29 protein-coding genes are annotated in these 26,296 nt (G+C 56.8%); 22 read left to right on the plus strand and 7 right to left on the minus strand.

All coding sequences use genetic code 11. The annotated features are described in order from the left end of the window. Positions 1–21: 21 nt before the first annotated feature. The 6 genes from ssuC to BMX55_RS07760 all read right to left on the minus strand — a co-directional run bounded on the left by ssuC (position 22) and on the right by BMX55_RS07760 (position 4,181). Positions 22–873 carry an aliphatic sulfonate ABC transporter permease SsuC gene (ssuC, locus tag BMX55_RS07740; protein WP_091455379.1) on the minus strand — a complete coding sequence of 284 codons (852 nt, stop codon included), beginning with the start codon at positions 871–873 and terminating at the stop codon, positions 22–24. Beyond that, positions 870–1,244, minus strand: a complete 375-nt coding sequence (locus BMX55_RS07745; RefSeq protein WP_091455382.1) for a VOC family protein — start codon at positions 1,242–1,244, stop codon at positions 870–872. Before BMX55_RS07745 ends, ssuC begins: the two co-directional genes overlap by 4 nt. A gap of 13 nt (positions 1,245–1,257) precedes the next feature. After that, positions 1,258–1,401 (minus strand): hypothetical protein, encoded by a 144-nt coding sequence (locus BMX55_RS16415; protein ID WP_177172853.1) that lies wholly within the window; start codon positions 1,399–1,401, stop codon positions 1,258–1,260. A 38-nt stretch (positions 1,402–1,439) separates the two neighbouring features. Beyond that, complete coding sequence (locus tag BMX55_RS07750; protein ID WP_091455744.1) at positions 1,440–2,414, minus strand: sulfonate ABC transporter substrate-binding protein; 975 nt, start codon at positions 2,412–2,414, stop codon at positions 1,440–1,442. 135 nt (positions 2,415–2,549) lie between these two features. Beyond that, positions 2,550–3,140, minus strand: a complete 591-nt coding sequence (gene ssuE, locus BMX55_RS07755; protein WP_091455385.1) for an NADPH-dependent FMN reductase — start codon at positions 3,138–3,140, stop codon at positions 2,550–2,552. 27 nt (positions 3,141–3,167) lie between these two features. Continuing rightward, on the minus strand, positions 3,168–4,181 hold the full coding sequence (locus BMX55_RS07760; protein WP_091455389.1) for a sulfate ABC transporter substrate-binding protein: 1,014 nt from the start codon (positions 4,179–4,181) through the stop codon (positions 3,168–3,170). A 117-nt stretch (positions 4,182–4,298) separates the two neighbouring features. On the opposite strand from BMX55_RS07760, the gene BMX55_RS07765 reads away from it, so the two are divergent. The 13 genes from BMX55_RS07765 to BMX55_RS07825 all read left to right on the plus strand — a co-directional run bounded on the left by BMX55_RS07765 (position 4,299) and on the right by BMX55_RS07825 (position 16,847). After that, positions 4,299–4,571: an oxidative damage protection protein gene (locus BMX55_RS07765; RefSeq protein ID WP_091455392.1), complete on the plus strand. Its 273-nt coding sequence runs from the start codon at positions 4,299–4,301 to the stop codon at positions 4,569–4,571. Continuing rightward, positions 4,572–6,491 carry a bifunctional tRNA (5-methylaminomethyl-2-thiouridine)(34)-methyltransferase MnmC2/FAD-dependent 5-carboxymethylaminomethyl-2-thiouridine(34) oxidoreductase MnmC1 gene (gene mnmC / locus BMX55_RS07770; protein WP_091455395.1) on the plus strand — a complete coding sequence of 640 codons (1,920 nt, stop codon included), beginning with the start codon at positions 4,572–4,574 and terminating at the stop codon, positions 6,489–6,491. Between the two features lie 291 nt (positions 6,492–6,782). Continuing rightward, positions 6,783–7,295, plus strand: a complete 513-nt coding sequence (locus BMX55_RS07775) for a hypothetical protein (protein ID WP_177172854.1) — start codon at positions 6,783–6,785, stop codon at positions 7,293–7,295. A gap of 184 nt (positions 7,296–7,479) precedes the next feature. After that, positions 7,480–10,086 (plus strand): ATP-dependent chaperone ClpB, encoded by a 2,607-nt coding sequence (gene clpB, locus BMX55_RS07780; protein ID WP_091455400.1) that lies wholly within the window; start codon positions 7,480–7,482, stop codon positions 10,084–10,086. Between the two features lie 159 nt (positions 10,087–10,245). Beyond that, on the plus strand, positions 10,246–11,532 hold the full coding sequence (locus BMX55_RS07785; RefSeq protein WP_091455403.1) for a cytochrome-c peroxidase: 1,287 nt from the start codon (positions 10,246–10,248) through the stop codon (positions 11,530–11,532). 190 nt (positions 11,533–11,722) lie between these two features. Then, positions 11,723–13,282: a DUF4384 domain-containing protein gene (locus tag BMX55_RS07790; protein ID WP_143059593.1), complete on the plus strand. Its 1,560-nt coding sequence runs from the start codon at positions 11,723–11,725 to the stop codon at positions 13,280–13,282. 10 nt (positions 13,283–13,292) lie between these two features. Then, a complete protein-coding gene (locus tag BMX55_RS07795) occupies positions 13,293–13,886 on the plus strand; it encodes a hypothetical protein (protein ID WP_143059594.1) in 594 nt (197 codons plus the stop codon). A 71-nt stretch (positions 13,887–13,957) separates the two neighbouring features. After that, on the plus strand, positions 13,958–14,275 hold the full coding sequence (locus BMX55_RS07800) for a hypothetical protein (protein WP_091455411.1): 318 nt from the start codon (positions 13,958–13,960) through the stop codon (positions 14,273–14,275). 46 nt (positions 14,276–14,321) lie between these two features. Then, entirely contained in the window at positions 14,322–15,227 is a 906-nt protein-coding gene (locus tag BMX55_RS07805; RefSeq protein ID WP_091455416.1) for a hypothetical protein, read from the plus strand. Beyond that, entirely contained in the window at positions 15,227–15,547 is a 321-nt protein-coding gene (locus tag BMX55_RS07810; RefSeq protein ID WP_091455419.1) for a hypothetical protein, read from the plus strand. Before BMX55_RS07805 ends, BMX55_RS07810 begins: the two co-directional genes overlap by 1 nt. Continuing rightward, positions 15,534–15,848 (plus strand): hypothetical protein, encoded by a 315-nt coding sequence (locus BMX55_RS07815; RefSeq protein ID WP_143059595.1) that lies wholly within the window; start codon positions 15,534–15,536, stop codon positions 15,846–15,848. Before BMX55_RS07810 ends, BMX55_RS07815 begins: the two co-directional genes overlap by 14 nt. Next, a complete protein-coding gene (locus BMX55_RS07820; protein WP_091455424.1) occupies positions 15,835–16,500 on the plus strand; it encodes an OmpA family protein in 666 nt (221 codons plus the stop codon). Before BMX55_RS07815 ends, BMX55_RS07820 begins: the two co-directional genes overlap by 14 nt. Positions 16,501–16,532: 32 nt before the next feature. Further along, entirely contained in the window at positions 16,533–16,847 is a 315-nt protein-coding gene (locus tag BMX55_RS07825) for a hypothetical protein (protein WP_091455428.1), read from the plus strand. Between the two features lie 96 nt (positions 16,848–16,943). Here BMX55_RS07825 and BMX55_RS07830 read toward each other — a convergent pair whose 3' ends face one another. After that, on the minus strand, positions 16,944–17,984 hold the full coding sequence (locus tag BMX55_RS07830) for a DctP family TRAP transporter solute-binding subunit (RefSeq protein ID WP_091455431.1): 1,041 nt from the start codon (positions 17,982–17,984) through the stop codon (positions 16,944–16,946). A 209-nt stretch (positions 17,985–18,193) separates the two neighbouring features. Between BMX55_RS07830 and BMX55_RS07835 the strand changes: the two genes are divergently transcribed. The 9 genes from BMX55_RS07835 (at position 18,194) to BMX55_RS07875 (ending at position 26,293) form a co-directional block, all read left to right on the plus strand. Continuing rightward, positions 18,194–18,400: a dodecin gene (locus tag BMX55_RS07835; protein ID WP_091455435.1), complete on the plus strand. Its 207-nt coding sequence runs from the start codon at positions 18,194–18,196 to the stop codon at positions 18,398–18,400. Between the two features lie 180 nt (positions 18,401–18,580). Then, complete coding sequence (locus BMX55_RS07840; protein ID WP_091455438.1) at positions 18,581–19,060, plus strand: rhodanese-like domain-containing protein; 480 nt, start codon at positions 18,581–18,583, stop codon at positions 19,058–19,060. Positions 19,061–19,074: 14 nt separating this feature from the next. Then, positions 19,075–19,977 (plus strand): serine O-acetyltransferase EpsC, encoded by a 903-nt coding sequence (gene epsC / locus BMX55_RS07845; RefSeq protein WP_091455442.1) that lies wholly within the window; start codon positions 19,075–19,077, stop codon positions 19,975–19,977. Beyond that, positions 19,974–20,243, plus strand: coding sequence for a helix-turn-helix domain-containing protein (locus BMX55_RS07850; protein ID WP_091455445.1), 270 nt, complete (start codon positions 19,974–19,976; stop codon positions 20,241–20,243). Before epsC ends, BMX55_RS07850 begins: the two co-directional genes overlap by 4 nt. A gap of 78 nt (positions 20,244–20,321) precedes the next feature. Continuing rightward, positions 20,322–21,257: a family 2A encapsulin nanocompartment shell protein gene (locus BMX55_RS07855; RefSeq protein ID WP_091455448.1), complete on the plus strand. Its 936-nt coding sequence runs from the start codon at positions 20,322–20,324 to the stop codon at positions 21,255–21,257. A 93-nt stretch (positions 21,258–21,350) separates the two neighbouring features. After that, positions 21,351–23,297 (plus strand): family 2A encapsulin nanocompartment cargo protein cysteine desulfurase, encoded by a 1,947-nt coding sequence (locus tag BMX55_RS07860; RefSeq protein ID WP_091455746.1) that lies wholly within the window; start codon positions 21,351–21,353, stop codon positions 23,295–23,297. A gap of 120 nt (positions 23,298–23,417) precedes the next feature. Then, positions 23,418–23,918, plus strand: a complete 501-nt coding sequence (locus tag BMX55_RS07865; protein WP_143059596.1) for a DUF3037 domain-containing protein — start codon at positions 23,418–23,420, stop codon at positions 23,916–23,918. Between the two features lie 315 nt (positions 23,919–24,233). Further along, entirely contained in the window at positions 24,234–25,259 is a 1,026-nt protein-coding gene (locus tag BMX55_RS07870) for an amino acid ABC transporter substrate-binding protein (RefSeq protein ID WP_091455455.1), read from the plus strand. Further along, positions 25,256–26,293, plus strand: a complete 1,038-nt coding sequence (locus tag BMX55_RS07875; RefSeq protein WP_245751324.1) for an amino acid ABC transporter permease — start codon at positions 25,256–25,258, stop codon at positions 26,291–26,293. The genes BMX55_RS07870 and BMX55_RS07875 overlap by 4 nt, the downstream gene beginning before the upstream one ends. The last annotated feature ends 3 nt before the right edge of the window (positions 26,294–26,296 follow it).

Genomic DNA, 26,296 nt, shown 5'->3' on the forward strand with positions numbered 1-26,296 from the left:
AAGGCTCCAATGCGGGTAATGTCAGTCTTGGTAGCCGGGGTGCCAGCGCAGCCAGTAGCGCTCTAGGCTCTTGGCAAACACGTCGGCCAGTTTGCCCAGCAGTGCGTAGAGCAAGATGCCCACCAGCACGATGTCGGTTTGCAGAAACTCGCGGGCGTTCATCGTCAGGTAGCCGATACCGGCTTGGGCCGAAATGGTCTCGGCCACAATCAAAATCACCCACATCAAGCCCAGCGAAAAGCGCAACCCCACCAAAATCGACGACATGGCACCGGGCAAAATGATCTGGCGGTACAGCTCCCAGCGGCTCAGGCCATAGGTGCGGCCCATCTCGATCAGGCCCGTATCCACATTGCGGATGCCATGAAAGGTATTAAGGTAAATTGGAAAAAACACCGAGACGCTAATCAAAAACAGCTTAGCGGTCTCATCAATCCCAAACCACAAAATCACCAACGGAATCAGCGCCAGCGCTGGGATGTTGCGCACCATTTGGATGGTCGAGTCCAGCAGGGTTTCGGCCATACGCACTGAGCCAGTCAGCAACCCCAGCAGCAGCCCTAGGCCACCGCCCACGGCCAGACCAGCCAAGGCGCGGCCTGCACTGACTTGGACGTGCGTCCACAACTCGCCAGAGAGCGTCAGCGTCCAAGCGGCGCGCAGTACATCCACGGGGGCGGGCAATACGCGGGTGGACAACCAACCCAAAGCCGAGGCGATTTGCCACAGCACGATCAAGCCCACGGGTACCGCCCAAGGCAGCAGGCGCTGCCAGAGGGCCGTGACCCAAGTGCTGCCGTGGGCTGTTGCGTCATTGGCAGCGGCCAGACCGGCTGCCCGGTGGGTTGGTAATGGCTCCACAGCTTGTGTCATGCGGCGTACTCCTGTTCGGTATCGGGTTCCAAAAACTCCAGCTGGTTGCCAGCGGGGTCTTTGACGTAAAAGCGCAGGTAGCCGGGCAGGGCGCGGTTTTCTACCAAGGCCAGCTGCGCTTGCAGCAGGCGGCTGCGCAGTTCGGGCAGGTTGTCTACTTCCAGCGCCAAATGCGAGGCCGCACTGGCCGCTGGCCCGCGTTCGGTGGGCACCAGTTCAATGCGCTGTGGGCCAGCAGCAAAGCGCAGGGCCTTGCCAGTGGGGTAACGCAGTTCAGGTAGCCCCAGCAAATCGCTGTAAAAGTTGCGAATCTGACCTTCTGCCCCCGCAGGAAAGGTCAACTGCACATGGTTGATCGAATGGATAGCCATAGAGGTGCTGCTTTCAGTAGGAGATGGCAAACCCGCCCTTAGGAGCGCGAGCCAGCACACGGCAAGAGCGTGGCGCGTTCAACCCCCAGGCAGTGGCCGTGACGCATAACAAACGTTGCAGGCGTTGGTGCAAGGGAAAGGGCATAGGTGCGGGCATAGCGTTCTCCTAAACAGAGGCGGGGCAGACGCTGCGCTTTAGCGCAGGTCGATAGGCGCGGCGTGGCGCAAATTGAGCTTTTTCGGGATCAACTTCAGCTCAAAAAAAGTGTCGGCAATGGCTTGCTGCTCGGCCAAAATATCGGGCGTGACGGGTAGGCTGCCGTAGCGCAGGTTATTGAGATACAACTCCACAATCGAGCGATCCAGCCCCAACACCTTCGAGAGTTCTTGCGCGGCCTCGGCCTTGTTTTTGGCTGCCCAAGCGTCAATCGCGCTTACTTCCTCAATGGCGATCTTTAGGGCGTCGATGTTCTTGGTGGCAAACTCGCGCGAGGTGAAGTAATACTGCCGGTTGTTAGCCACCCCAGCAGCATCGGCCAGCACCCGCGCCTCTAGCGTCTTGATGGCCGAGGACAAGAACGGGTCCCAAATTACCCACGCATCCACCGAGCCGCGCTCAAAGGCGGCACGGGCATCGGCGGGGGGCAAAAACACCACTTGCACATCAGCGTATTTCAGGCCGTGCTTTTCTAGCAGCTTGACCAAAAAATAATGCACATTGGAGCCTTTGTTCAGGGCAATCTTTTTGCCCTTGAGGTCGGCCACTTTTTGCAGGGTCGAGCCTTTGGGCACCAGCACTGCTTCGTTGTGTGGGCGCGGCACGGTGGTGCTGGCATAGACCAGCGGCGCACCGGCGGCTTGGGCAAAAATGGGCGGCGCTTCGCCCACATCGCCAAAGTCAATCGAGCCGACATTGAGCGCCTCTAACTGCACTGGCCCGGCAGTGAACTCCGTCCAAGTCACGCTCACGCCCAATGGGGCAAGGCGTTTTTCTAGCGTGCCCCGGCCTTTGAGGATAGAGAGCCAGCCCTTTTGGTAGCCAATGCGCAGCACACGGCCTGTGCTGCCCGATTGGGCCAGTGCGGTGCCAGTAGCGCCCAGTGTGGTAGCCACAGCAGCAGCACCAGAAGCCAGCAAACGGCGGCGCGAGAGGGTCAGAGTAGTAGTCATGGGGGTGTTTCTTTCTTCATCAATCGGTGAACCAAAGCGCAAACAAAGCGCCGCCCAGCCCCAGCATCGGGGCCAAAATGCAATACAGGAAAAACTGGCGGGCCGGGTGTTCACCCGCCGGTGTGGGGTGGGGCGTTACACGCTACAGCGCACTTGAGAAAAACTCACTGCCTCAAACGCTCCAGCCGCCAAGCTGGCCGGGCGCAGGGTGTCGCTCAGGAGGATATGGGTGGCATCGTCTAACCGGGCACCAATGTCGGGGTGAACGGTGTAGGCCCCTTCTGGCGTCAGTGTGACTTGGGCATCGGTGGCATAAATGCCGGGCAAGATGTGTTTGGCCCCCAGCGACTGCAACACTGGGCGCAGCGCATAGTCCAGCGCCAACATATGGTGCGGGCTGCCACCAGTAGCCAAGGGTAATACCGTTTTGCCCTTGAGTGCCGTTTGCGGTAGCAAATCCAAAAAAGCCTTGAGCACGCCGCTGTAGGCCGCCTTATAAACTGGCGTAGCCACCACAATCACTTCGGCCCGCTCTACTTGGGCTGCTGCCGCTACCACCGCCGGGTGGCCAAAATCGGCACGCACCAAGGCTTCGGGGGCTACGTCGCGCACATTGATGCGCTCGCTGCGAATGCCCTGCACCGACAAGCGCAGCGCCACGGCATCCAACAAAGCAGCGGAACGTGAACGCTCAGTGGGGCTGCCAGCAATCAACAAAACAGACATGATGGGCTCTTTTCTGTGGGTGTTTGCTTACTTGCGGGCGTAAATTTGGTCAAAACTGCCGCCGTCGGCAAAATGCTCTTTGGCCGCCTTGTCCCAACCACCAAAGGCATCGTCAATCGTGAACAGGTTCAGCTTGGGAAACTGCGCTGCATACTTGGCCTTGGCTTTGTCCGACACCACCGGGCGGTAAAAATGCTTGCCCGCAATGTCTTGGCCTTCTTCGCTGTACAGGTACTTCAGGTAGGCTTCGGCCACAGCGCGGGTGCCCTTTTTGTCCACGTTTTTATCCACCACTGTGACGGCAGGCTCGGCCAAAATGCTGATGCTGGGCACCACAATCTCAATCTTGTCGCCAAACTCTTTTTTCAGCAGATAGGCTTCGTTTTCCCAAGAGATAAAAGCATCGCCTTGGTTGCGCTGCGAGAAGGTGATCGACGAGCCACGTGCCCCGGTATCGAGCACTGGCACATTGGCGTAGAGCTTTTGCACAAATTCTTTCGCTTTGGCCTCGCCGCCATACTTGCGCTTGGCAAACTCCCACGCTGCCAAATAGTTCCAACGCGCCCCGCCAGAGGTTTTGGGGTTGGGGGTAATCACGCTCACGCCGGGCTTGACCAGATCGTCCCAATCTTTGATGGCCTTGGGGTTGCCCTTGCGCACCACCAGCACAATGGTGGAGGCGTAAGGCGAAGAGTTGTGCGGCAGGCGCTTTTGCCAGTCTTTGGGAATCAACTTGCCGTTGGTGTGCAGCGCATCGGTATCGCCCGCCAAGGCCAGAGTCGCCACATCGGCATTGAGGCCATCAATCACCGCACGGGCTTGCTTGCCTGAGCCGCCGTGCGATTGCTGGATGGTCACATCTTGCCCGCCTTGGGCCTTCCAGTGCTTGGCAAACGCTTGGTTAAATTCAACATACAGTTCGCGGGTCGGGTCGTAGGATACGTTCAAGAGCGTCACGCCTTGGGCGAGAGCCGACACTGTGCTGAGGGTCAAAGCCGCAGCGGCCAAAGGAATCTTGATAAAGTGGCGACGAAGGCTCATGGCGAATCTTTCTGGGGTCTGAAATGCAATGGCCCGATTCTGAAAGCCATGCCTCCAAACTGGAACGACTGAATTTTTGGTTTTTAATTACTTAAACATCTAAAGAAAAGAATTGATATGGCAAGAATGGTTCAATGCGTCAAGCTCGGCAAAGAAGCCGAAGGTTTGGATTTCGCCCCGTACCCCGGCGAACTGGGCAAGCGCTTGTGGGAAAACGTGAGCAAAGAAGCGTGGGCCGCGTGGCTCAAGCACCAGACCATGCTGGTTAATGAAAACCGCCTGAACTTGGCCGACGCCCGTGCGCGCCAGTACTTGGCCCGCCAGATGGAGCAGCACTTTTTTGGCGGTGGTGCCGATGCCGTGCAGGGCTACGTACCCCCCAGCGCCTGAATGGCCGAACCGATCCACTGGCTAGACGACGGCACCCCCTATAGCCCGCGCTTTAACGACCGCTACCACAGCGAGCAGGGGGCCGTATTAGCGCAGGCGCGCGAGGTGTTTTTGCAGGGCTGCGGCTTGCCCGAAGATTGGGCCGGTCAGCCGCAATGGCGGATTTTAGAAACCGGCTTTGGCTTTGGTCTTAACTTTCTCGTCACTTGGGCTGCATGGCGTGCTGACCCACAGCGCCCCAAGCTGCTGCATTTTGTCTCCCTAGAGGCATGGCCGGTAGCGGCAGACGATCTGCTGCGGGTGGCCTGCGCGCACCCAGAACTGGCCGAACTGGCGCAAGCCTTGGCCGCCCAATACTGGGGTTTACTACCGGGGGTGCATCGCTTGGCCTTTGACGGTGGGCAGGTGCTGCTCACGTTGTGCATTGGCGATGCGCAAGCGCTGCTGCGCGCACAAGAGTGGACGGTGGATACGGTGTATCTGGATGGCTTTAGCCCCGCCAACAACCCAGACCTGTGGAGCTTGCAAACCCTCAAAGGCGTCGCCCGTTGTTGCCGCCGTGGCACCCGTCTGGCTACTTGGACGGTAGCTCGCCCGGTGCGCGATGCCCTGACGCAATGCGGCTTTACCGTGGCTAAGGTGCCCGGTGTGCCGCCCAAACGCCATAACGTGCAAGCCACGTTTGACCCGCGCTGGGAGCCGCGCAAAGCCCGCCCAGCACAGCCGCCGGTAGAAGCGGCCTCGCAGTGTTTGGTGATTGGCGGTGGTTTGGCCGGGGCCGCAGTGGCCTCTAGCCTAGCCCGGCGCGGTTGGCAGGTGCAAGTGCTAGACCGCGCCAAAGCGCCTGCCGCCGGGGCCTCCGGTTTACCAGCAGGCTTGTTTTGCCCGCATATTTCTCCTGATGATGGCGTCATTTCGCGGCTGTCACGCAGCGGCATCCGGGTGTTGCTGGCCCAAGCACAAAATTTATTGCAGCTGGGGGTAGATTGGCAACCCAGCGGGGTGCTAGAGCACAGGGTGGAGGGGCGGCTGGGGTTGCATCCCCAGTGGCACGATGGCCTCGGTGTCGATTGGAGCCACGAGGCGCTGGCTCACCAGCTTGCTGCTGCCAGCTTGCCGCCAGACGCCACAGCCTGTTGGCATGTTCGGGCAGGGTGGATTCGTCCGGCACGGCTAGTGGCTGCCTTGCTGGCGCAGCCGGGCATTGTCTGGCGCGGTGGGGCCGAAGTGGCCCGGCTGCATTGCACCGAGGTGGAAGGCTGCATCCAGTGGCATGCCCTCGATGCCCAAGCCCAAGTCTTGGCCCAAGCCCCGATGGTCGTGTTGGCGGCGGGTTTTGCCAGCCGTGCCTTATCGGGGGAACATTTATCCTTACAGGCTTTGCGCGGCCAAATCTCTTGGGGGGTGCAAGATGCAGCCCTAGACGCCGCACTGCCGCCGTTTCCGGTCAATGGCGAGGGCAATTTGGTGACCCATATTCCGCTGGGCGATGGCCGTCGGGCTTGGTATTTAGGCTCTACCTTTGAGCGCGATATCCACACCCTGCCGCCCACCCCGGCTGAACGTGTGCAAGCCCACGCTGCTAACCGCCAGCGCTTATCTGACCTACTGCCCGGTGTGCTGCCTGCACTGGAGCCTGCATTCACGTCAGCCCTGGAGGAGGTGAGCGCCGATCAACCCTTGCCTGCCCATGCTGTCCAAGGCTGGGCTGCCGTGCGCTGTGCCGCACCCGACCGCCTGCCTATGGTTGGGCCCTTGGATAGCGCTGCCTTGCCCGGCCTGTGGGCTTGCTCGGCGATGGGGGCGCGTGGCCTCACGCTGTCCCTGCTGTGCGCTGAACTGCTGGCGGCTCGCCTGCATGGTGAACCCTTGCCATTGGAAGCCAAACTGGCACAGGCATTGGCAGCGGAGCGTCTGTAACGATAGTTGTTGCGCCATCGACCAGTGCGGCCACGCCACTGGCGATGGATTTTTGGTGCTTTTGCCTTATGCAAAAGCCCTGTGAAACGGTAGATGTCTTATTGCACCAAGGAGATCAAGCACTGCACGCTGCCAAGGCCAGAGGGCAGAACAATGATTCTCCTTCTGTGCTCTTTTGAAAATATTGTGAGTAAAAGTATATTACGTAATTCTTTGTATTTATTGCAGGCTATTTGAATTGAATGCTTTATCATTAAATCTAAAGATTAGCTTTTAATGGGATGTAAAGTTATGGTTATCCGCTCCATCATTGCCGCAGTAGCCTCTCTGCTATTGGTTGGGCAAGTTCATGCAGGCCGTACAGGCTATAATATGCAGAAAAATATACTCACTATTCCCAGTATGGTGGTGGAGGGTGTGCGTTACAACTTTCCAAGATTTCGAATCGTTTCCGTGGAGTTGGTTGATCCTGGAGTCTCTAGTCAGGCTCCATCTGGTTTGCCTGTATGCGCCTTGACAACGAGTGCCGATCCTTCTGTCATCACGCAAGAGAAGTTAGATAGAATTCAACTAGGCATGACCCTAGATGAAGTCAATCAGATCATTGGGTGCCAATATGAAACGCCCGTCAGTAGCATCTACGATAATATGTCTTGTGATGGCCCCGGTTGTCCGGATGAGTCCTATGAGAATTTTATATGGTATGGGTTTCGTTGTGGCGATTATTGTGTTAACTCAATATCAGTAAGTGTGGATATGATTAGCCGTCGGGTGGTTGAGAAATCTGGTATTTTTCGTCAATAGTTTTAATGGTTTAGCAGATAATTAAAATAGTCAAAGCAAATTTTGACCCCTTGATTTTTGCTCAATAGCCCATAGCGCTGGTGTCGGCATATCTATTTCCTCTGAAAGACGTTACATTGCAGCTAGGGTGTCTTGAAAACAAGATGCCCCTGCCCCAATTGCCAGTCATTCAGAGGAACAACCCATGCGCATCGACAAACTCACCACCAAGTTTCAGGAAGCCTTGGCCGACGCCCAATCGCTGGCTTTGGGCAGTGACAACGCTTACATCGAACCCGTCCACCTATTGGTGGCCCTGCTGCGCCAAGAAGATGGCCCCCGTGCCCTGCTAGAGCGTGCTGGGGCCAATGTGCCCGGCTTGCTGAAAGATGCCGAGGCGGCCGTCAAGCGCCTGCCGCAGGTGCAAGGCCAAGAACAGGTGCAGGCCAGCCCCGAACTGGGCCGCGTCTTACAGGCCACCGAGAAAGAGGCCATCAAGCGCGATGACAACTTTATTGCCAGCGAGTTATTCTTGCTGGCCCTGACCGACAGCAAAGGCGATGGCGCACGCATTGCCAAAGACAACGGCCTGACGCGCAAAAGCCTAGAAGCTGCGATCAGTGCGGTGCGCGGCGGCCAAAAAATGGACAGCGCCGAAGGCGAAGGCCAGCGCGAAGCCCTGAAAAAATACTGCATCGATCTGACCGAGCGTGCCCGCGCAGGCAAACTCGACCCCGTGATTGGCCGCGACGACGAAATCCGCCGCGCTATCCAAGTGCTGCAACGGCGCACCAAAAACAACCCGGTGCTGATTGGCGAGCCGGGTGTGGGCAAAACGGCCATCGTCGAAGGGCTGGCGCAACGCATTGTGGCCGGTGAAGTGCCCGAATCGCTCAAAGGCAAGCGGGTGCTCAGTTTGGACATGGCAGCACTGTTGGCCGGGGCCAAATTCCGGGGCGAGTTTGAAGAGCGCCTGAAAACTGTGCTCAAAGAATTGGCCCAAGACGAAGGCCAAACCATCGTTTTTATTGACGAGTTGCACACGATGGTGGGCGCAGGCAAAGCCGAAGGGGCAATGGATGCGGGCAATATGCTCAAGCCTGCGCTGGCCCGTGGCGAACTGCACTGCGTAGGTGCCACCACGCTGGACGAGTACCGCAAATATATCGAAAAAGATGCAGCGCTAGAGCGGCGCTTCCAGAAAATATTGGTGGGTGAGCCTACCGTCGAGGCCACCATTGCCATTTTGCGCGGCCTTAAAGAGCGCTACGAAAAGCACCACAACGTCGATATTACCGACCCAGCCATTGTGGCCGCCGCTGAGTTAAGCCACCGCTATATCACTGACCGCTTTTTGCCAGACAAAGCCATTGACTTGATCGATGAGGCCGCCTCCAAAATCAAGATTGAGATGGATTCCAAGCCGGAGGTGATGGACAAAAAAGACCGCCGCCTGATCCAGTTGCAGATTGAGCGCGAAGCCGTGCGCAAAGAAAAAGACGAAGCCTCGCAAAAGCGCTTTGAACTCATCAACGAAGAAATTGCTACCCTGCAAAAAGAAATAGCCGATCTGGATGAAATCTGGAAGATGGAAAAAGCCTTGGCTTTGGGTTCAGGCCAGTTGCGCGAAGAAATCGAAGACCTCAAGCTGCAAATTGAAGATTTGACGCGCAAAGGTGATTTTGCCAAGGTGTCCGAGCTGCAATATGGCAAGCTGCCTGAGCTAGAGAAAAAACTCAACGAGGCCCAAGCCAAAGAATCTAATAAAGACGGCAGCAACGCGGCCCCGCGCTTGTTGCGCACTCAAGTGGGCGCAGAAGAAATTGCCGAAGTGGTTAGCCGCGCTACCGGTATTCCGGTCGCCAAAATGATGCAGGGTGAAAAAGACAAACTCTTGCAAATGGAAACCAAGCTGCACGAGCGCGTCATCGGCCAAAACGAAGCCATTGCTGCCGTGGCTAATGCCATCCGTCGCTCACGTTCGGGCTTGTCCGACCCTAATCGCCCCACGGGTTCTTTTTTGTTTCTTGGCCCCACTGGCGTCGGCAAAACCGAACTGTGCAAGGCGCTGGCGGGCTTCTTGTTTGACAGCGAAGACCATCTGGTGCGTATCGACATGAGCGAGTTCATGGAGAAACACTCGGTGGCCCGCCTGATTGGTGCGCCCCCCGGTTATGTGGGTTACGAAGAAGGCGGCTACCTGACCGAAGCCGTGCGCCGCAAGCCCTACAGCGTGCTGCTGCTCGATGAGGTAGAAAAAGCGCACCCCGATGTGTTCAATGTGTTGTTGCAGGTGCTTGATGATGGCCGCTTGACCGACGGCCAAGGCCGCACCGTAGACTTCAAGAACACGGTCATCGTCATGACCAGCAATATCGGCTCACAGTTGATTCAGGCGATGGTGGGCCAAGACTCCGACGATATTAAAGATGCGGTGTGGGGCGAGCTGAAAAACTACTTCCGCCCAGAGTTCCTCAACCGCATTGATGAGACGGTGGTATTCCATGCCTTGGATGCGCAGCACATTGCCGCCATTGCCCGCATCCAGTTGCAACTGTTGCAGCAGCGGCTAGAGCACATGGATTTATATTTGCATGTCTCAGAGGCTGCGTTGGCCGAACTGGCTAAGGTGGGCTTTGACCCGGTGTTTGGTGCGCGTCCCCTCAAGCGTGCCATCCAGCAGCGTATTGAGAACCCGCTGTCTAAACTGCTGCTTGAAGGGCGTTTCCCACCCAAGAGCACGATTGCTGTGGATGTTGATCCGGTGCTAGAGCCAGGGGTGTTCCACTTTAGCGTTCAGGCGGCTGCATAAGCGGGCCTGCTGCCCCAGCTTCGGTATCGGATGGGGGTATTCCCACAGAATGGCGTAAAAAAACCATTTTGTGGGAGATTTTTTTGCGCAATGTGCGTACTATGGCTTCTCTGAGGGATTTCTTTATTGAAGAGAACCGGACAGGTTCGGGAGAACGCCATGACGACACATCTGCGCAGGATCACCAAAAACACTGCCGCTCTATCGGCTGCTGTTTTGTCATTCACACTGGTTCCGGCATGGGGGCAGCCTGTAGGGGCTGCGGCACCCTTGTCCCGTCTGGAAGAGATCGGGCGTCAGATTTTTCATGACCAAAATCTGTCCGAACCACGCGGCACTGCCTGCATCAGTTGCCATATCCCCAACCGAGGCTTTGCAGGCAACCACGGTTCAACCATTGGTGTTCCGTTGGGCAGCCGTGCCAACGTTCTAGGTGGGCGCAATGCCATGTCCAATGCCTACACGGCTTTCGTGCCCAAATTCACATTCCGGGTGCAGGGTGGCGATGTAGACCCGGTGGGGGGCCTGTTCTGGGATGGGCGGGCAGACACACTGGCACAGCAGGCGCTGGGGCCGTTGCTTAATCCGCTAGAAATGAACAACCCGGATGCGGCGTCTGTGCTGACCAAAATTGCCAGTGGCATTTATGGCAAAAAGTTTCGTGATGAGTTTGGGGCCAACATCTTCAGCAATCCAACGCTGGCCTTTCAAAAGGTGGGTGAGGCGGTTGCCGCCTACGAGAGAACCGCAGAGCTACAGCCGTTTACCAGCAAATACGACCAGTTTATCCAAGGCAAGGCATCACTAACACCGCAAGAAGCCAATGGCATGAAGGTGTTTATGGACCCGAACAAAGGCAATTGCGCCTCGTGCCACACAATGAACCCCCAGTCGGCCAATCCGCGTGATTCGCTGTTTACCGACTTTTCCCACTACGCGCTGGGGGTGCCCCGCAATGCGCGCATTCCGCGCAATGCCAACCCGTCTTTTTATGATCTGGGGCTGTGTGGCCCAGATCGGAACAAACCTGCGCTCACGGCGGATGTTCCTGCCAACGTCACCATTGAGCAGTTTTGTGGGCGCTTCCGTATGGTCTCTTTGCGTAATACGGCAGAGCGGCCCGCTTGGATGCACAACGGCTATTTCACCCGGCTGCGCGATGTGGTCAGCTTTTATGCCACGCGCAACACCGACCCCAAACGTTGGTATGGCCCGCAGGGTGTACCTGATGACCTGCCCCAAGCCTACCTTGGCAACATCATCCGTGACCGTGTGCCCTTCAATCGGCTGCCTTCGGCTGGCCCGGCCCTGACCGCGCGCGAAATTGACGATGTGGTGGCCTTCCTCAGAACGCTGAGTGATACCGTGCCTGCGGCTCCTACCGCTCCAGTGCCTGCTGCCCCGCCGCCCAACCCGCGCACAGCCACCATCAATCCCTTCCAGTAGGCAGCGCACAGCAACGCGATGCCAGCGCAGCGAGGCCCGCTGCCCTCTTTGCGGGGCAGTGTGGCCTGTGCTTGCATTTTCTTTTGGCGCAGTTTAGAGTGTCAGAAAAATATTACAAGCGCTGTTTCATTAGGGTCTCTTTTTCCTAGTTTTCCTAGTGTGGCGCTGCCAAGCTTTCAGAGAGTTCTCCATGTCGCATAAGCCATTCACTCTTTCGCTCGTTTCTATGGCTTTGCTCGGTGGCTGCGTCACCCCTAAAGAGCATCAAAATTGGAAAGAGCCAGAAGCCAATGTCACTGTGGCTGCTGCTCCCAAGGCCTCAGCGGTCAAAACCATTACCAGCTTTTCACCCGCTCTGCGTTGTATGGATGAGTTGTTTTTAGCCTATGGCAAAAACGGCATCGTCATTACCTCCACCGGCATCCCCGATGAAACCGGCAAGGTACGCACTGGCACTAAAGAAATGCTGATTACCGCCATAGCCAAAATGACGGTCAAGAGCAATGCTTTTGAGTTTATTGACTTTCATGGTGGTGGCGATGATTTGGCCCGTCTGTTTGATGCCAAGGGGGCGGAGCGGATGCGCATCCCCGACTATTACATCCGTGGTTCTGTCACGCAGATGGATGACAACACCATCCGTAAAAACAAAGGTATAGGGCTTTTTACCCAGTTTTTTGATGTCAGTACCGCCACCGATGTAGCCTATGATTTGATGAGCATGGACATGAGCATTGGCGATGCCAGTTCGCGCAAAATTTTGCCGCAAACCAGCACCTCTAACACCATGCTGATCAGCAAAATGGGCAAGTCTGCCGAGTTGGGAGCTGGTAAAGTAGGCAAAATCGGCCTTACCTTCAACCTCGACTTCAGTCGCTCCGAAGGCTTGGGGGCCACTACGCGCACCTTGCTGGAGTTGGGCCTGATTGAAACCTTGGGCAAATTTACCCAAGTGCCCTACTGGCGCTGCCTGGATGCCGACATTACCAATCCCGTAATCCGCGAGCAGGCGCTAGAAACCTACAGCACCCTGACCGAGGTTGAGCGCGTCACCTTTGTCCAGCGCAAGCTCGGTGGCAGCATGAAGCGCTACACCGGCCCGATAGATGGCCAAATGAACCCCGCCCTCAAAGAGGCGCTCCTAGAATACCAAGCGCAAAATGGTTTGGTGGCAGATGGCAAGATCAACTTTGATGTCTATGCCAACCTGATGGACGATGTGCAAAACGTCTTGGCCTATGTTCCGGTAACGCCTCCCGCCAAAAACGTTGCCCCTGCACGTGCTCCCATGCCCCAAAGCCCCAGCCCTGCACCGGCGGCTCCTGTGGCATCGAGCTTTCGCATCAACCTTGACAGTGACCGTGGTGCGCGCCCCAATTACAAAGTGGGTGATTTCCTGAATATGTCTTTGTCACTGAGCGGCGACGGTACGGTGTATTGCTACTACGAAGACAGCAATCGGCAGGTAGCACGCATCTTTCCTAATCAGTTTGCGGGCAACCCCACTTTGCGGGCGGGCAGCTCTTTGCGCTTGCCAGCCGGTGGCTTCAAAATCCGTTTCGATCAACCGGGCAAAGAGCGTGTCGCTTGTATCGGTTCTGACCGTGAACAGGTACTTCCTAGCCACCTGAAAGGTGCCAAAGACCTCACGCCGCTGCCTGTGCGCTCGCTCGATGAGGTGGTGCAGCAGTTCCGCCAAGCCAACCCAGCCGCTGTAGTCAGTTTCGTTGATATTACGGTGGCCCGTTAGGATGGTAATCATGCCAACGCTCCTTCCCTTTGCCCGCAGTTGTCTTCTAGCCAGCTGTCTGGCAGTGGCAGGAGCGCAGGCAGAACCCGCGCTGCAAGTAGCCGAGTTGATTTTGGATTCGGGGCCAGCCACACCAGCGGCGGCCGCCAAAGCCACGGCCCAGACCCAGCGTGAAAAGGCAGAGGCGTTGTACAAAGGGCACCCATCCACCATCGTTGTGGAGCCCGACGATGAAGATGGCGTACTTAGCCCGCGTGGTGGTGCGCCAGCCCAAGAGCGTGCATTTGAACAACGTTGGCGCGGACGTGTTCTGCGCGACAGTAGTACCAAACCCATCACCCCTGAGTTGCCATTGGGGCCTGTCCCAACCCAGTTACAAAATGCGCGTGACACCAATGCTCGCTTGCGTAGCCGGGGTGCAGCCTACACTGGCTCTGGCAATTGGCACGACCTTGATTTAAGCCACCGCGATAAAGAAGGATTGCCCCTAGTCAACTGTCACAGCATTGACAATGTTTCTGGCCGTATTGGTGACGACACGGCCTCTGGCAGCACGGTGTTTCTGATTCGCAACGGTCAACAAATTAAAGTTCGGTGTCGCTAAGAAATGCGTCAACCAAGCTACAGCGACAATCGTTGCTGCTATGAAGACGTTGTAAGAGAGGGGCTGCCATTATGAAAAACATTCTCATTTACAGCGTGGGGTTGCTGTTTTCCACAGCGCAGGTCTATGCTCAAGTGGCCGTTGATATATCTGGCACGGGCATCAAGGTGCAGACGAGCGGTGCGTATGGTGCTTCGGTAGCCACCAATAGCACAGGCTCTTTGGGGCCTGAGGTCGAAATGGAGGGCGTTGCCGTCATCAACGGTGAAGTCTTTGTTGATGGTGTCAAAGTGCCACGCGGAAAAACTAGCTATTTCTCCAAAAAATCGGGTAAAACTTATATTATCCAATGGGGAAAAGATGGCAATGTGGCAGTTCACGAAAAATAACGGTTGCGCTATGATGCACTCATAAAAAACGAGACGGGAGGGTAAGATGGCTTATCAGTTAGAGCAGCTCAAGAAAAAAGTGCGCCTTGTTTGTGCTACGGGTGCGTTGCTGGCTTGTCTGCAAGGGGCTTGGGCCATACAGCCTGTCAGTGCCAATTTTACGCAAGTGTTTGATGCCCAGTCTCAGGCCCTAACCATCTGGAAGATGGCTGACAATCCCGATGTTTTCATCTTTGATTTTCCGGGTTTGGTGTATCAGGGGCGCAGCTTTAACCGTATTACCCAATTTACGGAGCAACAGTTCACTGAACCTTATCCTAAGGTATTAAATAACCAAGAGTTAGCCAGTTATATCCAAGCATCGCGCCGTACCCAGTCAGATTTTGCTTTTGGGCACGACGTCTTGGTCTCTGAATTGGTGCAATTCTTCAATTATGCCCTGCGTGATAAGATTGAGTTATATCCAGAAGAACTGGTGATTCGTGATTTTTTGCTAGAGCAGGAGTTGGTTCGTTTTTGGCGTGGGTTTTACCAAGCAATGCGGCCAGATGCCGTGGTGTTGGCGGTGCCTCAAACCCAGCACCGCAAAACAGACGAGCCTATGATTACGGCAGGGGCACGCTATACGATCCTGTTGCATGAGTTGGCCCATGCCGAATATTACACCAATAGCCATTACCGAAAGTTCTGTCAGCGTTTTTGGTATCAAACACTGAAGCAAGAGCAGCGCAATGCTTTCAAAAATTTCCTTGCAAGTTCTAATTATTCGGTAGAAAATGAAGAACTCCTGATTAATGAAATGCAGGCTTACCTGATTTTCACACCAGACCGCCGGTCATTCAGCGCCCACAGGTTAGGAATTTCTGATCTGGAGTTGCAGTCTATGCGTGATGCCTTTCGTCATGGTGCCCCACCAATCGCACTGCCCATGTCTGTCCCGGGAGGTTTGTAATGCGATGCACCCACGCCAAGCCTTTTTTATTGCTGGTAAGCCTATCGGTCGGTTTTGTTGCTAGCGCTACGTGGGCGCAGACCAGCCAGCGCACCCGTATTCAAGGTAATACTGAAATCAATGCCACCACTGAAAACATGACGGCGATTGCCACCGGTGAAAATAATGTAGCCAAAAACCGGGTAGGTGTAGTACAAGGTGAAAAACGCGGCAATACACGTATCAATGTGGTCACTAAGAATATCACTACTATCACCAGTGGCCGCAACAAAAAAGCATGTACCAATATTGGAGGAATTGTCAGCGATGAATGCAAATAAATATGCGATGGGAATGCTGTGGATAACTCTGGCGCTGGCCCTGCCGTTTAGCGCCCAAGCCGTGCAAGGACTCGATTCTTCTGGGCAAACCAAGGTAAATAAGGCGATGGCTCAACGCTGGATGCAAAAAGGCGGCACAGAAAACACCCCAACACAAGATAAGCGGGTGGTCAATGTGGGCAATAAGCGTTCGGGTACCTGCAATGTCAATGTAGGTACCGCGCCAGCAGATAGCCGCACGGGCCGTGCGCCCAAGGATATCGTCGTAACGACGAAGGAAGTTATCAATGTTTGCAAATAAGCCAACCACCCAAAAGACAGTGAGCGGCATGGCCTTGTCTCGTCTGGCTGTCATCGCTTTGGGTATGTGTGCTATGGGGATGGTGAACGCGCAAACTAATATGGACGATGAAGAAAAATTGCGCGAGTTGGAGCGTGCTATTCACGCACCTTCTGAAAATACCGGAGCAGCAAAGCCAAAGCCAGCTCGGCGTACCCGTGCCATTGTTTTTGATGGTGAACCAGAGCCACAAGCTGCTGAGCCGGGCAATGCTGCGCCTACCACGAGTGCCTCTGCGGCGATGGATTGCGCTGCTTTGCCACCTGGGACTAAAACCATTGGTGTCGATTTTGCTATCCAGTTTAATGTTGGTAGTGCTACGGTATCGCCAGCTTCAGAGCGTACCCTCAATCAAATTGCACGCATTTTGGCTTTGTCGCCAGACCGTTGTGTCATTGTAGAAGGGCATACAGACGCCACGGGCAACTATGATAGAAACATCATGCTTTCCCGCGACCGTGCTGGTTCTGTTGTCAACTTTATTTCCAACCGCAACGGAATTGATCGTAAGCGCCTCGTACCCGTAGGTAAAGGCTCTAGCGATTCAATACAGAACCTCGACCCGCGCGACCCCAGAAACCGTCGCGTAGTATTCAAGGTAGTCACTGGCTAAGCCAGAAAATTTTTGTTAATCAGGAGAATCTCATGCGTCTTATTTCTATCATGATCGCTGCCGCTGTTGTTGCTGTCCCCGCTTTTGCCCAGCAAGCCCAACGCTCTAGCAGCCCCCAAGGTGTGCAGATTCAGGGCAACACCAATATTGATGCCCAAAACAAGAACGTGACCGCGATTGCAGTGGGTGAAGGCAACGAAGCCAAAAATACCACAGGTGCTATCAAGGGTGGTACCCAGATTCAAGGCAACACCAACATCAAGGCTAAGCAAACCAATGCTACCGCTATTGCTGTAGGTAAGGATAACAAGGCCGCCAACGAAGCTGGCGTGATTGGCGGTAAATAAACCGACTATGCCCAAGCCTGAAAAGGCTCAAGCTAAAAATGACAGCTGCCCGGAGTTTTTCGGGCAGCTTTTTTTTATTAGAGAAAGATAAAAATATTACTTTTTGCGTGCAGCAATGTCTTTTTCGGCTTGGGATACCAGATCAGCACCAATCTGGCTTTTCCACTTTTCTACCACTGAACGGGTGGCTTTGACAAAAGCATCGCGCTCAGTGGCTGTAAGCTCAGTGACGGTGGTGCCATTGGCCATGAGTTGTTTGACCAAGGGCTTATCGGCTTCGACCAGTCCTTTGCGAGCAATCACGATTTGCTCTTTAGCAGCATCGATGGCGGCTTGTTTCACAATATCACGGTCTGCGGGTGTCCAAGAGTTCCAGATGTCTTTATTCACCACAAAAACCAGTGGATCATTCATATAACCCCACAGGGTGACATATTTTTGTGCCACGGTGTGCAGTTTGGCAGTTTGATAGATGGACAGGGGATTTTCCTGACCATCCACAGCACCACTGGCCATGGCGGGCTGGGCATCGGCCCAGCTCATTTGTGTCGGATTAGCACCCAATGCGGTAAAGGTGTCCAAAAACAGGGGCGAGCCTACCACGCGGATTTTCATGCCCTTGAGGTCGTCTGGGGACTTGATCGGCTTTTTGGAGTTGCTGATTTCGCGGTAACCATTTTCACCCCAAGCCAGCGGCACGACACCGGCTTTGTCTAAGGTTTGGAACAAGCTCTTGCCCACAGCGCCTTGGGTCAGGGCGTCGGTGGCGGCGTAGTCGGGCATCAGGAAGGGCAGCGAGAACAGATTGAGCTGTTTGACTTGGGGCGACCAGTTGATGGTTGAGCCAATCGCCATGTCGATCACGCCTTGGCGCAGGGCAGAAAACTCACGGGTTTGGTCACCTTGGATGAGAGAGACGCCAGGGTAGAGCTTGATATTGATGCGGCCTTGGGTGCGCTCACGTACCTTGTTGGCCCACAACTCGCCACCCTTGCCCCAAGGAAAGGCCGTGCCCAATACCAGTGAGAGGCGGTATTCGCTCTTGTAGGCCGCTTGCTGTGCCAATGCTGCTGGGGCGGTAAAAGCCAACGTAGCTGCCGCAGCCACGGTGCTCATCAAAAAGGTACGCAGTTTCATGGATTTTTCCTTGGAGTGGTGCAATTGCCCAGATAGGCAGGGAGCCTACCGTGCCAGTGCAGGGTTCGATACGGTGATTTTGGGAGTTTGCTTGCGCGTAAATCTTCGTTGGCGCTTGCGCCCCCTGTAGCCATTATGACGAGGCCGGATGCCTCCGGCCTAGGCCAGCATCCCGCAGCCTAGCGTTTCTTTCTTGTTAGGACTGCACGATGAGTAACCATGTCTATCAGATTCTCGAATTTACTGGCTCTTCCAGCATTGGCTCGGACGAAGCGGTAAAAAATGCTATTGCCAAAGCCACCGATGCGACACGCCAGATCAAATGGTTTGAAGTGGTAGAGACGCGCGGCCAAGTGCAGGAGGGCCAAGTGGCACATTGGCAGGTGACGCTCAAGGTGGGCCACACCCTGCCTTGAGGATTGGTTTGGTGCGTGCGCCGGTGCCGTGCCACGGCGTTCGGTGCAGCAGAGCAGATTGGCTGCGCCTCAAAAGATGTTTAAGTTATTTAAACTCTGTTTTTTATTCTTTTGTGAAATGAATGTTTTCTTCTAAATTGGCGGCCATAGCCATCTGAGAACCCCAAGGAAACATTCGCCATGACTGCCGACGCTGTAGAAATTGCCCTGCCTGTAGCACTAGAACAAGCCCATGCTGATGCTGTGGCACAAGGACTGTCGTATGCCGGGGGCGTGTCGCCCACCACCGCTTGGGCACTGGTGCAAAACGGCCAAGCCCTGCTGGTGGATGTGCGCACCACCGAGGAGCGCAAGTTTGTCGGTCATGTGCCCGGCAGCTTGCATGTGGCCTGGGCCACCGGCACGGCCCTGACGCGCAATCCGCGCTTTGTGCGCGAACTGGAAGCCAAACTGGCACCGCACGGTGGCAAAGAAGCCGTGGTGCTGTTGCTGTGCCGCAGCGGCAAGCGCTCGGTGCTGGCGGCTGAAGCAGCAGCGGCGGTGGGCTTTAGCCATGTCTTCAATATCTTAGAAGGCTTTGAGGGCGAGATTGATGCTACGCAGCAGCGCGGCAAAGATGACGGTTGGCGCTACCAAGGCTTGCCTTGGGTGCAAGATTAAAAAGGCCCGCCACCATGTCTACCTTTGATATTGCGGGCATTGCCCAAGCCTTGCATACCGTGCGCAGTGAATGGCGCGAAGCACAAAACCGCTCGCAAGAGCCGGGCGGGCGCGAATTGCCCTCACGCGATGCCTTGGCCAAAATTGTCGATCAGCTCAAGGAGGCGCTGTTTCCGATGCGTCTGGGGCCGCTGGACTTGCGCCAAGAGAGCGAAGACTTCTTTGTGGCCCACCGGCTAGATGCCGCTCTGCACGCCTTGCTGGGGCAGGTCACGCTGGAGTTGCGCTATAGCCAGCGCCACAGTCCGCGCACGGGCAGCGATCTGCAAGCTCAAGCGCTGACTGCCACGCGCAGTTTGGCCCAATCGTTGCCGGAGATTCGCCGCCTGCTCGATAGCGATGTGCTGGCTGCCTACCACGGCGATCCGGCGGCACGTGGCGTGGACGAAGTGCTGCTGTGCTACCCCGGCATTTTGGCGATGATCCACCACCGGCTGGCGCATCGGCTGTACCAATTGGGGCTGCCGCTGCTGGCGCGCATTGTCTCGGAGTTAGCGCATGGGCAAACTGGCATCGACATCCACCCCGGTGCGCAGATTGGCGCTGGTTTTTTTATCGACCACGGTACCGGCGTAGTGATTGGCGAAACCGCTGTGATTGGCCAAAACGTGCGTATCTACCAAGCGGTAACGCTGGGTGCCAAGGGTTTTCCGAAAGACAGCCAAGGCAACCCGCAAAAGGGCCTGCCGCGCCATCCCATCGTAGAAAACGATGTGGTGATTTATGCCGGGGCCACCATTTTGGGGCGCGTCACGCTGGGGCAAGGGGCGGTGATAGGCGGCAATGTCTGGGTGACGCACGATGTGCCCGCTGGCGGCCATGTCACCCAAGCTATCTCCCGCGAGGGCCAAGCATGAGCAACCTGATTCAGAGCTTTGGCGTGGCTGTGCGCCAGTCGCGCGAGGCGCAGGGCTGGTCACAAGAGCGGCTGGCCGAACACGCCGACCTCAATCGCTCCTATGTCGGTGAGATTGAGCGGGGCCGCGCCATTGCCTCTTTGCAGACCGTCGAAAAGCTGGCGTTGTCACTGGGCATGGCCCCCTCGACCTTGGTGCTGCGCGGTGAAACCCTGCGCCAAGCCAATTTGGTGCGTGGCCTGCAATTGGCGGCTATAGCCTGTTGAAGCAGGCCCACAGAACTTTGACACTGCACTTCGAATTTTTTGAATTTTTCCATTGTTGTTTTTTGAGGGAGTTTTTCTATGTCGGCAACTGTAGGCGGCACCACCGCACTGGGCGATAACGCAGCGCGGCAACTAGCCAATGCCACCAAGACAGCACCACAGCTGTCTACCATCACGCCCCGCTGGCTCACGCACCTGCTGCAATGGGTGCCGGTAGAAGCAGGTATCTTTCGCCTCAATCGCGTCAAGAACCCCGAAGACATCAAGGTGGTTTGCACTGCCAAAGAAAAAGACAACAAGCAACTGCCACGCACTTTTGTGGAATATGAAGAGCATCCACGCGAGTTCTTCCTCAATGGCGTGAGCACGGTGCTGGATGTGCACACCCGCATCTCTGATCTGTACAGCAGCCCGTACGATCAGGTCAAAGAACAGTTGCGCCTGACCATCGAGACCATCAAAGAAAACCAAGAAAGCGAACTCATCAATAACCCTGAATACGGCCTGTTGGCCCAGGTCACAGATGAGCAACGCATTTTCCCGCTGACTGGCGCGCCTACCCCAGACGATCTGGATGAGCTGCTGACCAAGGTTTGGAAAGAACCGGCCTTTTTCTTGGCCCACCCGCTCACTATTGCTGCTTTTGGCCGCGAAGCCACCCGCCGGGGCACACCACCGCCCACTGTGAGCCTGTTTGGTTCGCAATTCATTACTTGGCGCGGCGTGCCGCTGATTCCGTCGGACAAAATTCCGGTAGCCGATGGCAAGAGCAAAATTTTGCTGCTGCGCGTAGGTGACAAGCGCCAAGGTGTGGTTGGCCTGTACCAGCCCGGCTTGCCCGGCGAGCAAAGCCCCGGCCTGTCGGTGCGCTTTATGGGCATCAACAACCATGCGATTGCCTCGTACTTGATCTCGTTGTACTGCTCGCTGGCTGTGCTGACCCCCGATGCACTGGCGGTGCTTGATGATGTCGAGGTGAATAAGTACCACGACTACCCCGACACCTACAAATAAAGTGGCCGCGTGGTGACTACCCTTTCATCCACCTCTACCGGCGGCGTGCCCACAGCCCCTGAAGCGCCCATCGATCCAGCCCTGCTGGCGCGCATGGCTACGGCGTTTTTCACGGCGCTACCGGGGCAGCAGCCCCATTTTGCGGGTGATGTTGCCGCCACGCCCCCGGCCTCGGTGCCGGGCGTGGGGCAGGCATCGCCCCTGCCGCCCGGCGTGCAAGCGCCGGTGAACATTGCGCCTGCTGGGTCGCCCTTGGCCAGCCCAGCGGGTTTTGGCCCCAGCGTGCCCGGCACGCCGTTTCCGCAAGGCATCGTTCCCGGTGCCAATCTGATTCCGGCATCGCCGACACCGCTGGCCTCGCTGGCACACCGGGCACCAGCGTTGCTACCCCATGCCCCAGCAGGCAATGGCGTGCCCGACACGGTGTCTAGTGCTCTGCCCGCTTACGAACCGCGCTTTGGCAGTGGTGTTTTGGGCGTGCCCGAAGCCGCTACCGCTGCACGGCCCGCAGCCGCTACGGCGTCGCCGTTCTACTTTCTGGCAGATCAACAAGGGCAACCCACGCCGCAAGTTGCCAGCACGGCCAGTCGTGGCCCAGACGCGCTCGATACCTTGGCCCATGCACCGTTTGCTGCACCGGAGGTGCCTCGTGTTAGCACGCCTACGGCAGGTAGCGGCGTGCCCAGCACCGTGCCCTCGGCGGAGCCAAAGTTTTACTTTGTGGATGCCGTGGTGTTGCCCGGCGGCTACACCACACCGGCGCACCCTACGCAGGCAGGGGCCGCCGTTCCCCAAACTGGTCACAGTGCCCACCCGGCGTTTGATGTCCATGCGGTGCGGCGCGATTTTCCGGTGTTGCAAGAGCGCGTGAATGGTCGGCCTCTGGCTTGGCTAGACAACGCTGCCACCACACACAAGCCCAAATCGGTCATTGATCGCATCGCCTACTTCTACGAGCATGAGAACTCGAACATCCACCGCGCTGCCCATGAACTGGCCGCTCGTGCTACCGACGCCTACGAAGGCGCACGGGAACGGGTGCGCCGTTTTATCAACGCGCCAGATGTGAACGAAGTGATCTTTGTGCGCGGCACCACCGAAGCCATCAATTTGGTGGCTAAAAGCTGGGGCTGGCAGCACATTGGTGAGGGCGATGAGATCATCGTTTCTAACTTGGAGCACCACGCCAACATCGTGCCTTGGCAGCAACTGGCTGCGGCTAAAGGGGCCAAGCTGCGCGTGATTCCGGTCGATGATTCGGGCCAAGTGTTGCTCGATGAGTACCAAAAGCTGCTCAACAGCCGCACTAAGCTGGTCTCAGTCACTCAGGTGTCCAATGCCTTGGGCACGGTGGTGCCAGTCAAGCAGATCGTGGAGTTGGCGCACCGTGCCGGTGCCAAAGCGTTGGTAGATGGCGCGCAATCCATTTCGCATATGCGGGTGGACGTGCAAGACATCGGTGCCGACTTCTTTGTCTTTTCCGGCCACAAGGTATTTGGCCCGACCGGCATTGGCGTAGTTTGGGGCAAACGCGAAGTGCTTGAAGATATGCCCCCGTGGCAAGGCGGCGGCAACATGATTGCCGACGTTACCTTCGAGAAAACCGTGTTCCAGCCGATTCCGAACAAGTTTGAGGCCGGTACAGGCAACATTGCTGATGCCGTAGGCTTGGGCGCTGCCATTGACTATGTGAACCGCATTGGTATTGAAAATATCGCCCGTTACGAGCACGATTTGTTGGTTTACGGCATGCAGGCTTTGGGTGATATCCGGGGCGTGCGCCTGATTGGCACCGCCGCCGATAAGGCCAGTGTGATGTCATTTACCTTGGCGGGTTACACCACCGCTGAGGTGGGCGAAGCGCTGAATGCCGAAGGTATTGCCGTGCGTACCGGCCACCACTGCGCGCAGCCCATTTTGCGGCGCATGGGGGTAGAAACTACGGTGCGTCCCTCATTGGCGTTTTACAACACCTTTGACGAAATAGACCGTCTGGTGAGTGTGGTGCAGCGCTTGTCTAGCCAGCGGCGCAGCGGGTAAATTCCTGCCGCCTACCACCTGCCAACCCAGCGCCAGAGGCTCGTGCCTGCTGGCGCTTTTTTGTCCCCCTCTAGAATGCCCGAAGTCACCTGAACCACATCCAAAACACCCTGGCCCGCTGTGCAAGCCCTGAATTATGGAGAACGACGGTATGAAGCGCTTTGCCTGCCGCTATGCCATTGGGTGGCCCTGACGCACCCGCGCGAGGCCATCGTGCGCTTTGGAGTAGTGCGCCCGATACTGACCCCAGACCCAGCGACGCAATTGGATCAGTTGTTCAGCCACTATGTAGATCGCGTCTTTGCTACACACGAGGTACAGCGTTTACATGGGCAAGTTGCCAAGGTCATCAAACCTTTTAATCTTGCGCAAAACGAAGCCAACGCTATCTATGTGCATGGCGATGCTTGGTTGCAAAAAGTTCGCCGACTTCGCCAGCGCCAACTGCTGCCACATGATGTGTTGTTTGCGGTGGAAGCACCACCGCCAGCGGATGCCCAACGGTTTGCCGCCTACCAAGAGATTTCTGGCGAGTTGCAAGAACAGGGCGTACAACTGGTACAGAAAGACCAAGAATCAACCATCTTGGCGTTTGCTGCTGCGACGGTTGACCTGCACTGACCCGGTTTCACACCAACTCCCGCTATGGCTTTGAACAGCATTTTTTGTATATCGATGCGCGCATTGGTCGTTTGTTAGCGGGTGAGCAGCGCGGTACATTGACTGCACTGCGGTAGGTTGCGCAGCACATCCAGTGATGGATGGATCGAAGCTGGTAAGGGGAACTTTGATAGCCCGCCTTGTGCGGGCTATTTTTTGTTAGAAGATGCGTAATCGTTTAACCTTCAACCTGTGCCGCCCCACCTATCCCAGTAACGCCTTGGCTGGCTGGTCAGGCGGGCTTCCTTTCGCTATCCCGACACGATTGATTCCAACATGCCCTCTCTTCGTACTTCCCTGACCGCTCTGGCCTTGGGTCTGGCCGCCCTCGTGCCCGCCCATGCGGGCAAAACCCTCGACACCATCCAGCAGCGCGGCCAGATCGCTGTGGGCGTGAGTACCGGCGTGCCCGGTTTCTCTGCGGCCAACAGCCAAGGCCAATGGGTCGGCTTGGATGTGGACATTGCTAAAGCCGTAGCCGCTGCTGTGCTCAGTGATGCCAACAAGGTGAAATGGGTGCCGCTGGCCTCGCAGCAGCGCTTTACGGCCCTGCAATCGGGCGAGGTGGATGTGCTCTCGCGCAACACCACCGTGACGCTGACGCGTGATGCCTCGATGGGGTTGGCCTCCACCGCTGTGGTGTTTTATGACGGCCAAGGCTTTATGGTGCCCGCCAAGCTCAAGGTGAAAAGCGCCAAACAGCTCAAGGGAGCGACGGTGTGCGTGCAATCAGGCACCACGTCGGAGAAAAACCTGACCGACTTCTCGCGCTTGCATAGCCTGAACCTCAAGCCAGTGGTGTTTGACAAGTTTGATGCTGCCAACGCCGCCTATTTTGCTGGGCGCTGCCAAGCCTACACCACCGATACCTCGGGGCTGGCCTCGGTGCGGGCCAAAGAAGCCAAGAACCCGCAAGAGCACGTCATCTTGCCCGAATTGATCTCCAAAGAGCCACTGGGGCCGCTGGTGCGCCGGGGCGATGACGAATGGCAAGCCATCGTGCGCTGGGTGGTGTATGGCCTGATCGAGGCCGAAGAAAACGGCATCACCCAAGCCAATGTGAACCAACTCAAGGCTGACAGCACCGACCCTGTGGTTGGCCGCCTGCTGGGCAAGACCGAAGACACTGGCAAGCTGCTGGGCTTAGACCGTGACTGGCTGGCGCGTGCCGTTCAAGCTGTGGGCAACTATGGCGAAATCTACGAGCGCAACGTGGGTGAGAAAACCCCAGTCGGCCTGTCGCGTGGCCTCAACCGCCTGTGGAACCAAGGTGGCCTGCTCTACGCCTTGCCGGTACGTTGAGCCCATCTCCTTCGCTGATCGCTGCCCGCCCCGCGCCACCCCGCGCGCGGCGGCGCTGGTCTTGGCACCACCCCGGCACGCGGGCGTTGGTCTGGCAACTGTTGGCCTTGCTGGCCGTAGTGCTCGGCTTGGGCTGGCTGCTGCACAACACCCAAGCCAATATGGCGGCACGGGGCATCCAGAGCGGCTGGGATTTCCTCAGCCAAACGGCAGGCTTCGATATTGGTGAGCAAGCCATCGCCTTTGTTTCCACCGACAGCTATACCCGCGCCTTTGCCGTGGGTGTTCTTAACACCTTGCGTGTGTCGATCATCGCCATCGTCCTGTGTACGCTGCTGGGGATGCTGGTGGGCATTGGGCGCTTGTCGCGTAATCTGCCGGTGCGGGCGCTGTGCCGGGCTTATGTCGAGGTGTTTCGCAATGTGCCGCTGTTGGTGCAGTTGCTGCTGTGGTACCTGCTGCTGGTGGAATACCTGCCTGACCCGACCGAGGCTTGGCACTGGGGCGAATCCGTGTTTTGGAGCAAGGCCGGTCTGAGCCTGCCCTTTCCGGTGCAAGACGCACAAGGCTGGCACTGGAGCTTGCCGACGCTGCAAGGCTTTGCCATTGAAGGCGGCGCGGCCCTCTCGCCCGAATTTTTAGCGCTGCTGCTGGGCTTGACGCTCTACACCGCTGCTTTTGTGGCCGAAGTGGTGCGCGCGGGCATCACCGCCGTACCACGCGGCCAGATAGAGGCAGCTTTGAGCATTGGGCTGGGCCGATTCCAAACGCTGCGCCATGTCACTGGCCCGCAGGCGCTGCGCATCATCGTGCCACCGTTGACCAACCAATTTTTGAACCTAACCAAAAACTCCTCGCTGGCGGTGGCGGTGGGCTACCCGGATGTGGTGTCCATTGCCAATACCAGCATGAACCAAACAGGCCGGGCGCTGGAGTGCATTGCCGTCATCATGGCGGTGTATCTGGGCTTGTCGCTGTGTACCGCGTTGGTGATGGGCTATGTCAATCGCAGGGCCGCCTTGCGGGAGCGTTAAGCC

Source organism: Giesbergeria anulus, from assembly GCF_900111115.1.
Taxonomy (GTDB): Bacteria; Pseudomonadota; Gammaproteobacteria; order Burkholderiales; family Burkholderiaceae_C; genus Simplicispira; species Simplicispira anulus.

Excerpts from the sequence above, each read along its gene's own strand:
- ssuC (WP_091455379.1), bottom strand. The coding sequence starts at position 873 with ATGACACAAGCTGTGGAGCCATTACCAACCCACCGGGCAGCCGGTCTG.
- BMX55_RS07745 (WP_091455382.1), bottom strand. The coding sequence starts at position 1,244 with ATGGCTATCCATTCGATCAACCATGTGCAGTTGACCTTTCCTGCGGGG.
- BMX55_RS16415 (WP_177172853.1), bottom strand. The coding sequence starts at position 1,401 with ATGCCCGCACCTATGCCCTTTCCCTTGCACCAACGCCTGCAACGTTTG.
- BMX55_RS07750 (WP_091455744.1), bottom strand. The coding sequence starts at position 2,414 with ATGACTACTACTCTGACCCTCTCGCGCCGCCGTTTGCTGGCTTCTGGT.
- ssuE (WP_091455385.1), bottom strand. The coding sequence starts at position 3,140 with ATGTCTGTTTTGTTGATTGCTGGCAGCCCCACTGAGCGTTCACGTTCC.
- BMX55_RS07760 (WP_091455389.1), bottom strand. The coding sequence starts at position 4,181 with ATGAGCCTTCGTCGCCACTTTATCAAGATTCCTTTGGCCGCTGCGGCT.
- BMX55_RS07765 (WP_091455392.1), top strand. The coding sequence starts at position 4,299 with ATGGCAAGAATGGTTCAATGCGTCAAGCTCGGCAAAGAAGCCGAAGGT.
- mnmC (WP_091455395.1), top strand. The coding sequence starts at position 4,572 with ATGGCCGAACCGATCCACTGGCTAGACGACGGCACCCCCTATAGCCCG.
- BMX55_RS07775 (WP_177172854.1), top strand. The coding sequence starts at position 6,783 with ATGGTTATCCGCTCCATCATTGCCGCAGTAGCCTCTCTGCTATTGGTT.
- clpB (WP_091455400.1), top strand. The coding sequence starts at position 7,480 with ATGCGCATCGACAAACTCACCACCAAGTTTCAGGAAGCCTTGGCCGAC.
- BMX55_RS07785 (WP_091455403.1), top strand. The coding sequence starts at position 10,246 with ATGACGACACATCTGCGCAGGATCACCAAAAACACTGCCGCTCTATCG.
- BMX55_RS07790 (WP_143059593.1), top strand. The coding sequence starts at position 11,723 with ATGTCGCATAAGCCATTCACTCTTTCGCTCGTTTCTATGGCTTTGCTC.
- BMX55_RS07795 (WP_143059594.1), top strand. The coding sequence starts at position 13,293 with ATGCCAACGCTCCTTCCCTTTGCCCGCAGTTGTCTTCTAGCCAGCTGT.
- BMX55_RS07800 (WP_091455411.1), top strand. The coding sequence starts at position 13,958 with ATGAAAAACATTCTCATTTACAGCGTGGGGTTGCTGTTTTCCACAGCG.
- BMX55_RS07805 (WP_091455416.1), top strand. The coding sequence starts at position 14,322 with ATGGCTTATCAGTTAGAGCAGCTCAAGAAAAAAGTGCGCCTTGTTTGT.
- BMX55_RS07810 (WP_091455419.1), top strand. The coding sequence starts at position 15,227 with ATGCGATGCACCCACGCCAAGCCTTTTTTATTGCTGGTAAGCCTATCG.
- BMX55_RS07815 (WP_143059595.1), top strand. The coding sequence starts at position 15,534 with ATGAATGCAAATAAATATGCGATGGGAATGCTGTGGATAACTCTGGCG.
- BMX55_RS07820 (WP_091455424.1), top strand. The coding sequence starts at position 15,835 with ATGTTTGCAAATAAGCCAACCACCCAAAAGACAGTGAGCGGCATGGCC.
- BMX55_RS07825 (WP_091455428.1), top strand. The coding sequence starts at position 16,533 with ATGCGTCTTATTTCTATCATGATCGCTGCCGCTGTTGTTGCTGTCCCC.
- BMX55_RS07830 (WP_091455431.1), bottom strand. The coding sequence starts at position 17,984 with ATGAAACTGCGTACCTTTTTGATGAGCACCGTGGCTGCGGCAGCTACG.
- BMX55_RS07835 (WP_091455435.1), top strand. The coding sequence starts at position 18,194 with ATGAGTAACCATGTCTATCAGATTCTCGAATTTACTGGCTCTTCCAGC.
- BMX55_RS07840 (WP_091455438.1), top strand. The coding sequence starts at position 18,581 with ATGACTGCCGACGCTGTAGAAATTGCCCTGCCTGTAGCACTAGAACAA.
- epsC (WP_091455442.1), top strand. The coding sequence starts at position 19,075 with ATGTCTACCTTTGATATTGCGGGCATTGCCCAAGCCTTGCATACCGTG.
- BMX55_RS07850 (WP_091455445.1), top strand. The coding sequence starts at position 19,974 with ATGAGCAACCTGATTCAGAGCTTTGGCGTGGCTGTGCGCCAGTCGCGC.
- BMX55_RS07855 (WP_091455448.1), top strand. The coding sequence starts at position 20,322 with ATGTCGGCAACTGTAGGCGGCACCACCGCACTGGGCGATAACGCAGCG.
- BMX55_RS07860 (WP_091455746.1), top strand. The coding sequence starts at position 21,351 with ATGGCTACGGCGTTTTTCACGGCGCTACCGGGGCAGCAGCCCCATTTT.
- BMX55_RS07870 (WP_091455455.1), top strand. The coding sequence starts at position 24,234 with ATGCCCTCTCTTCGTACTTCCCTGACCGCTCTGGCCTTGGGTCTGGCC.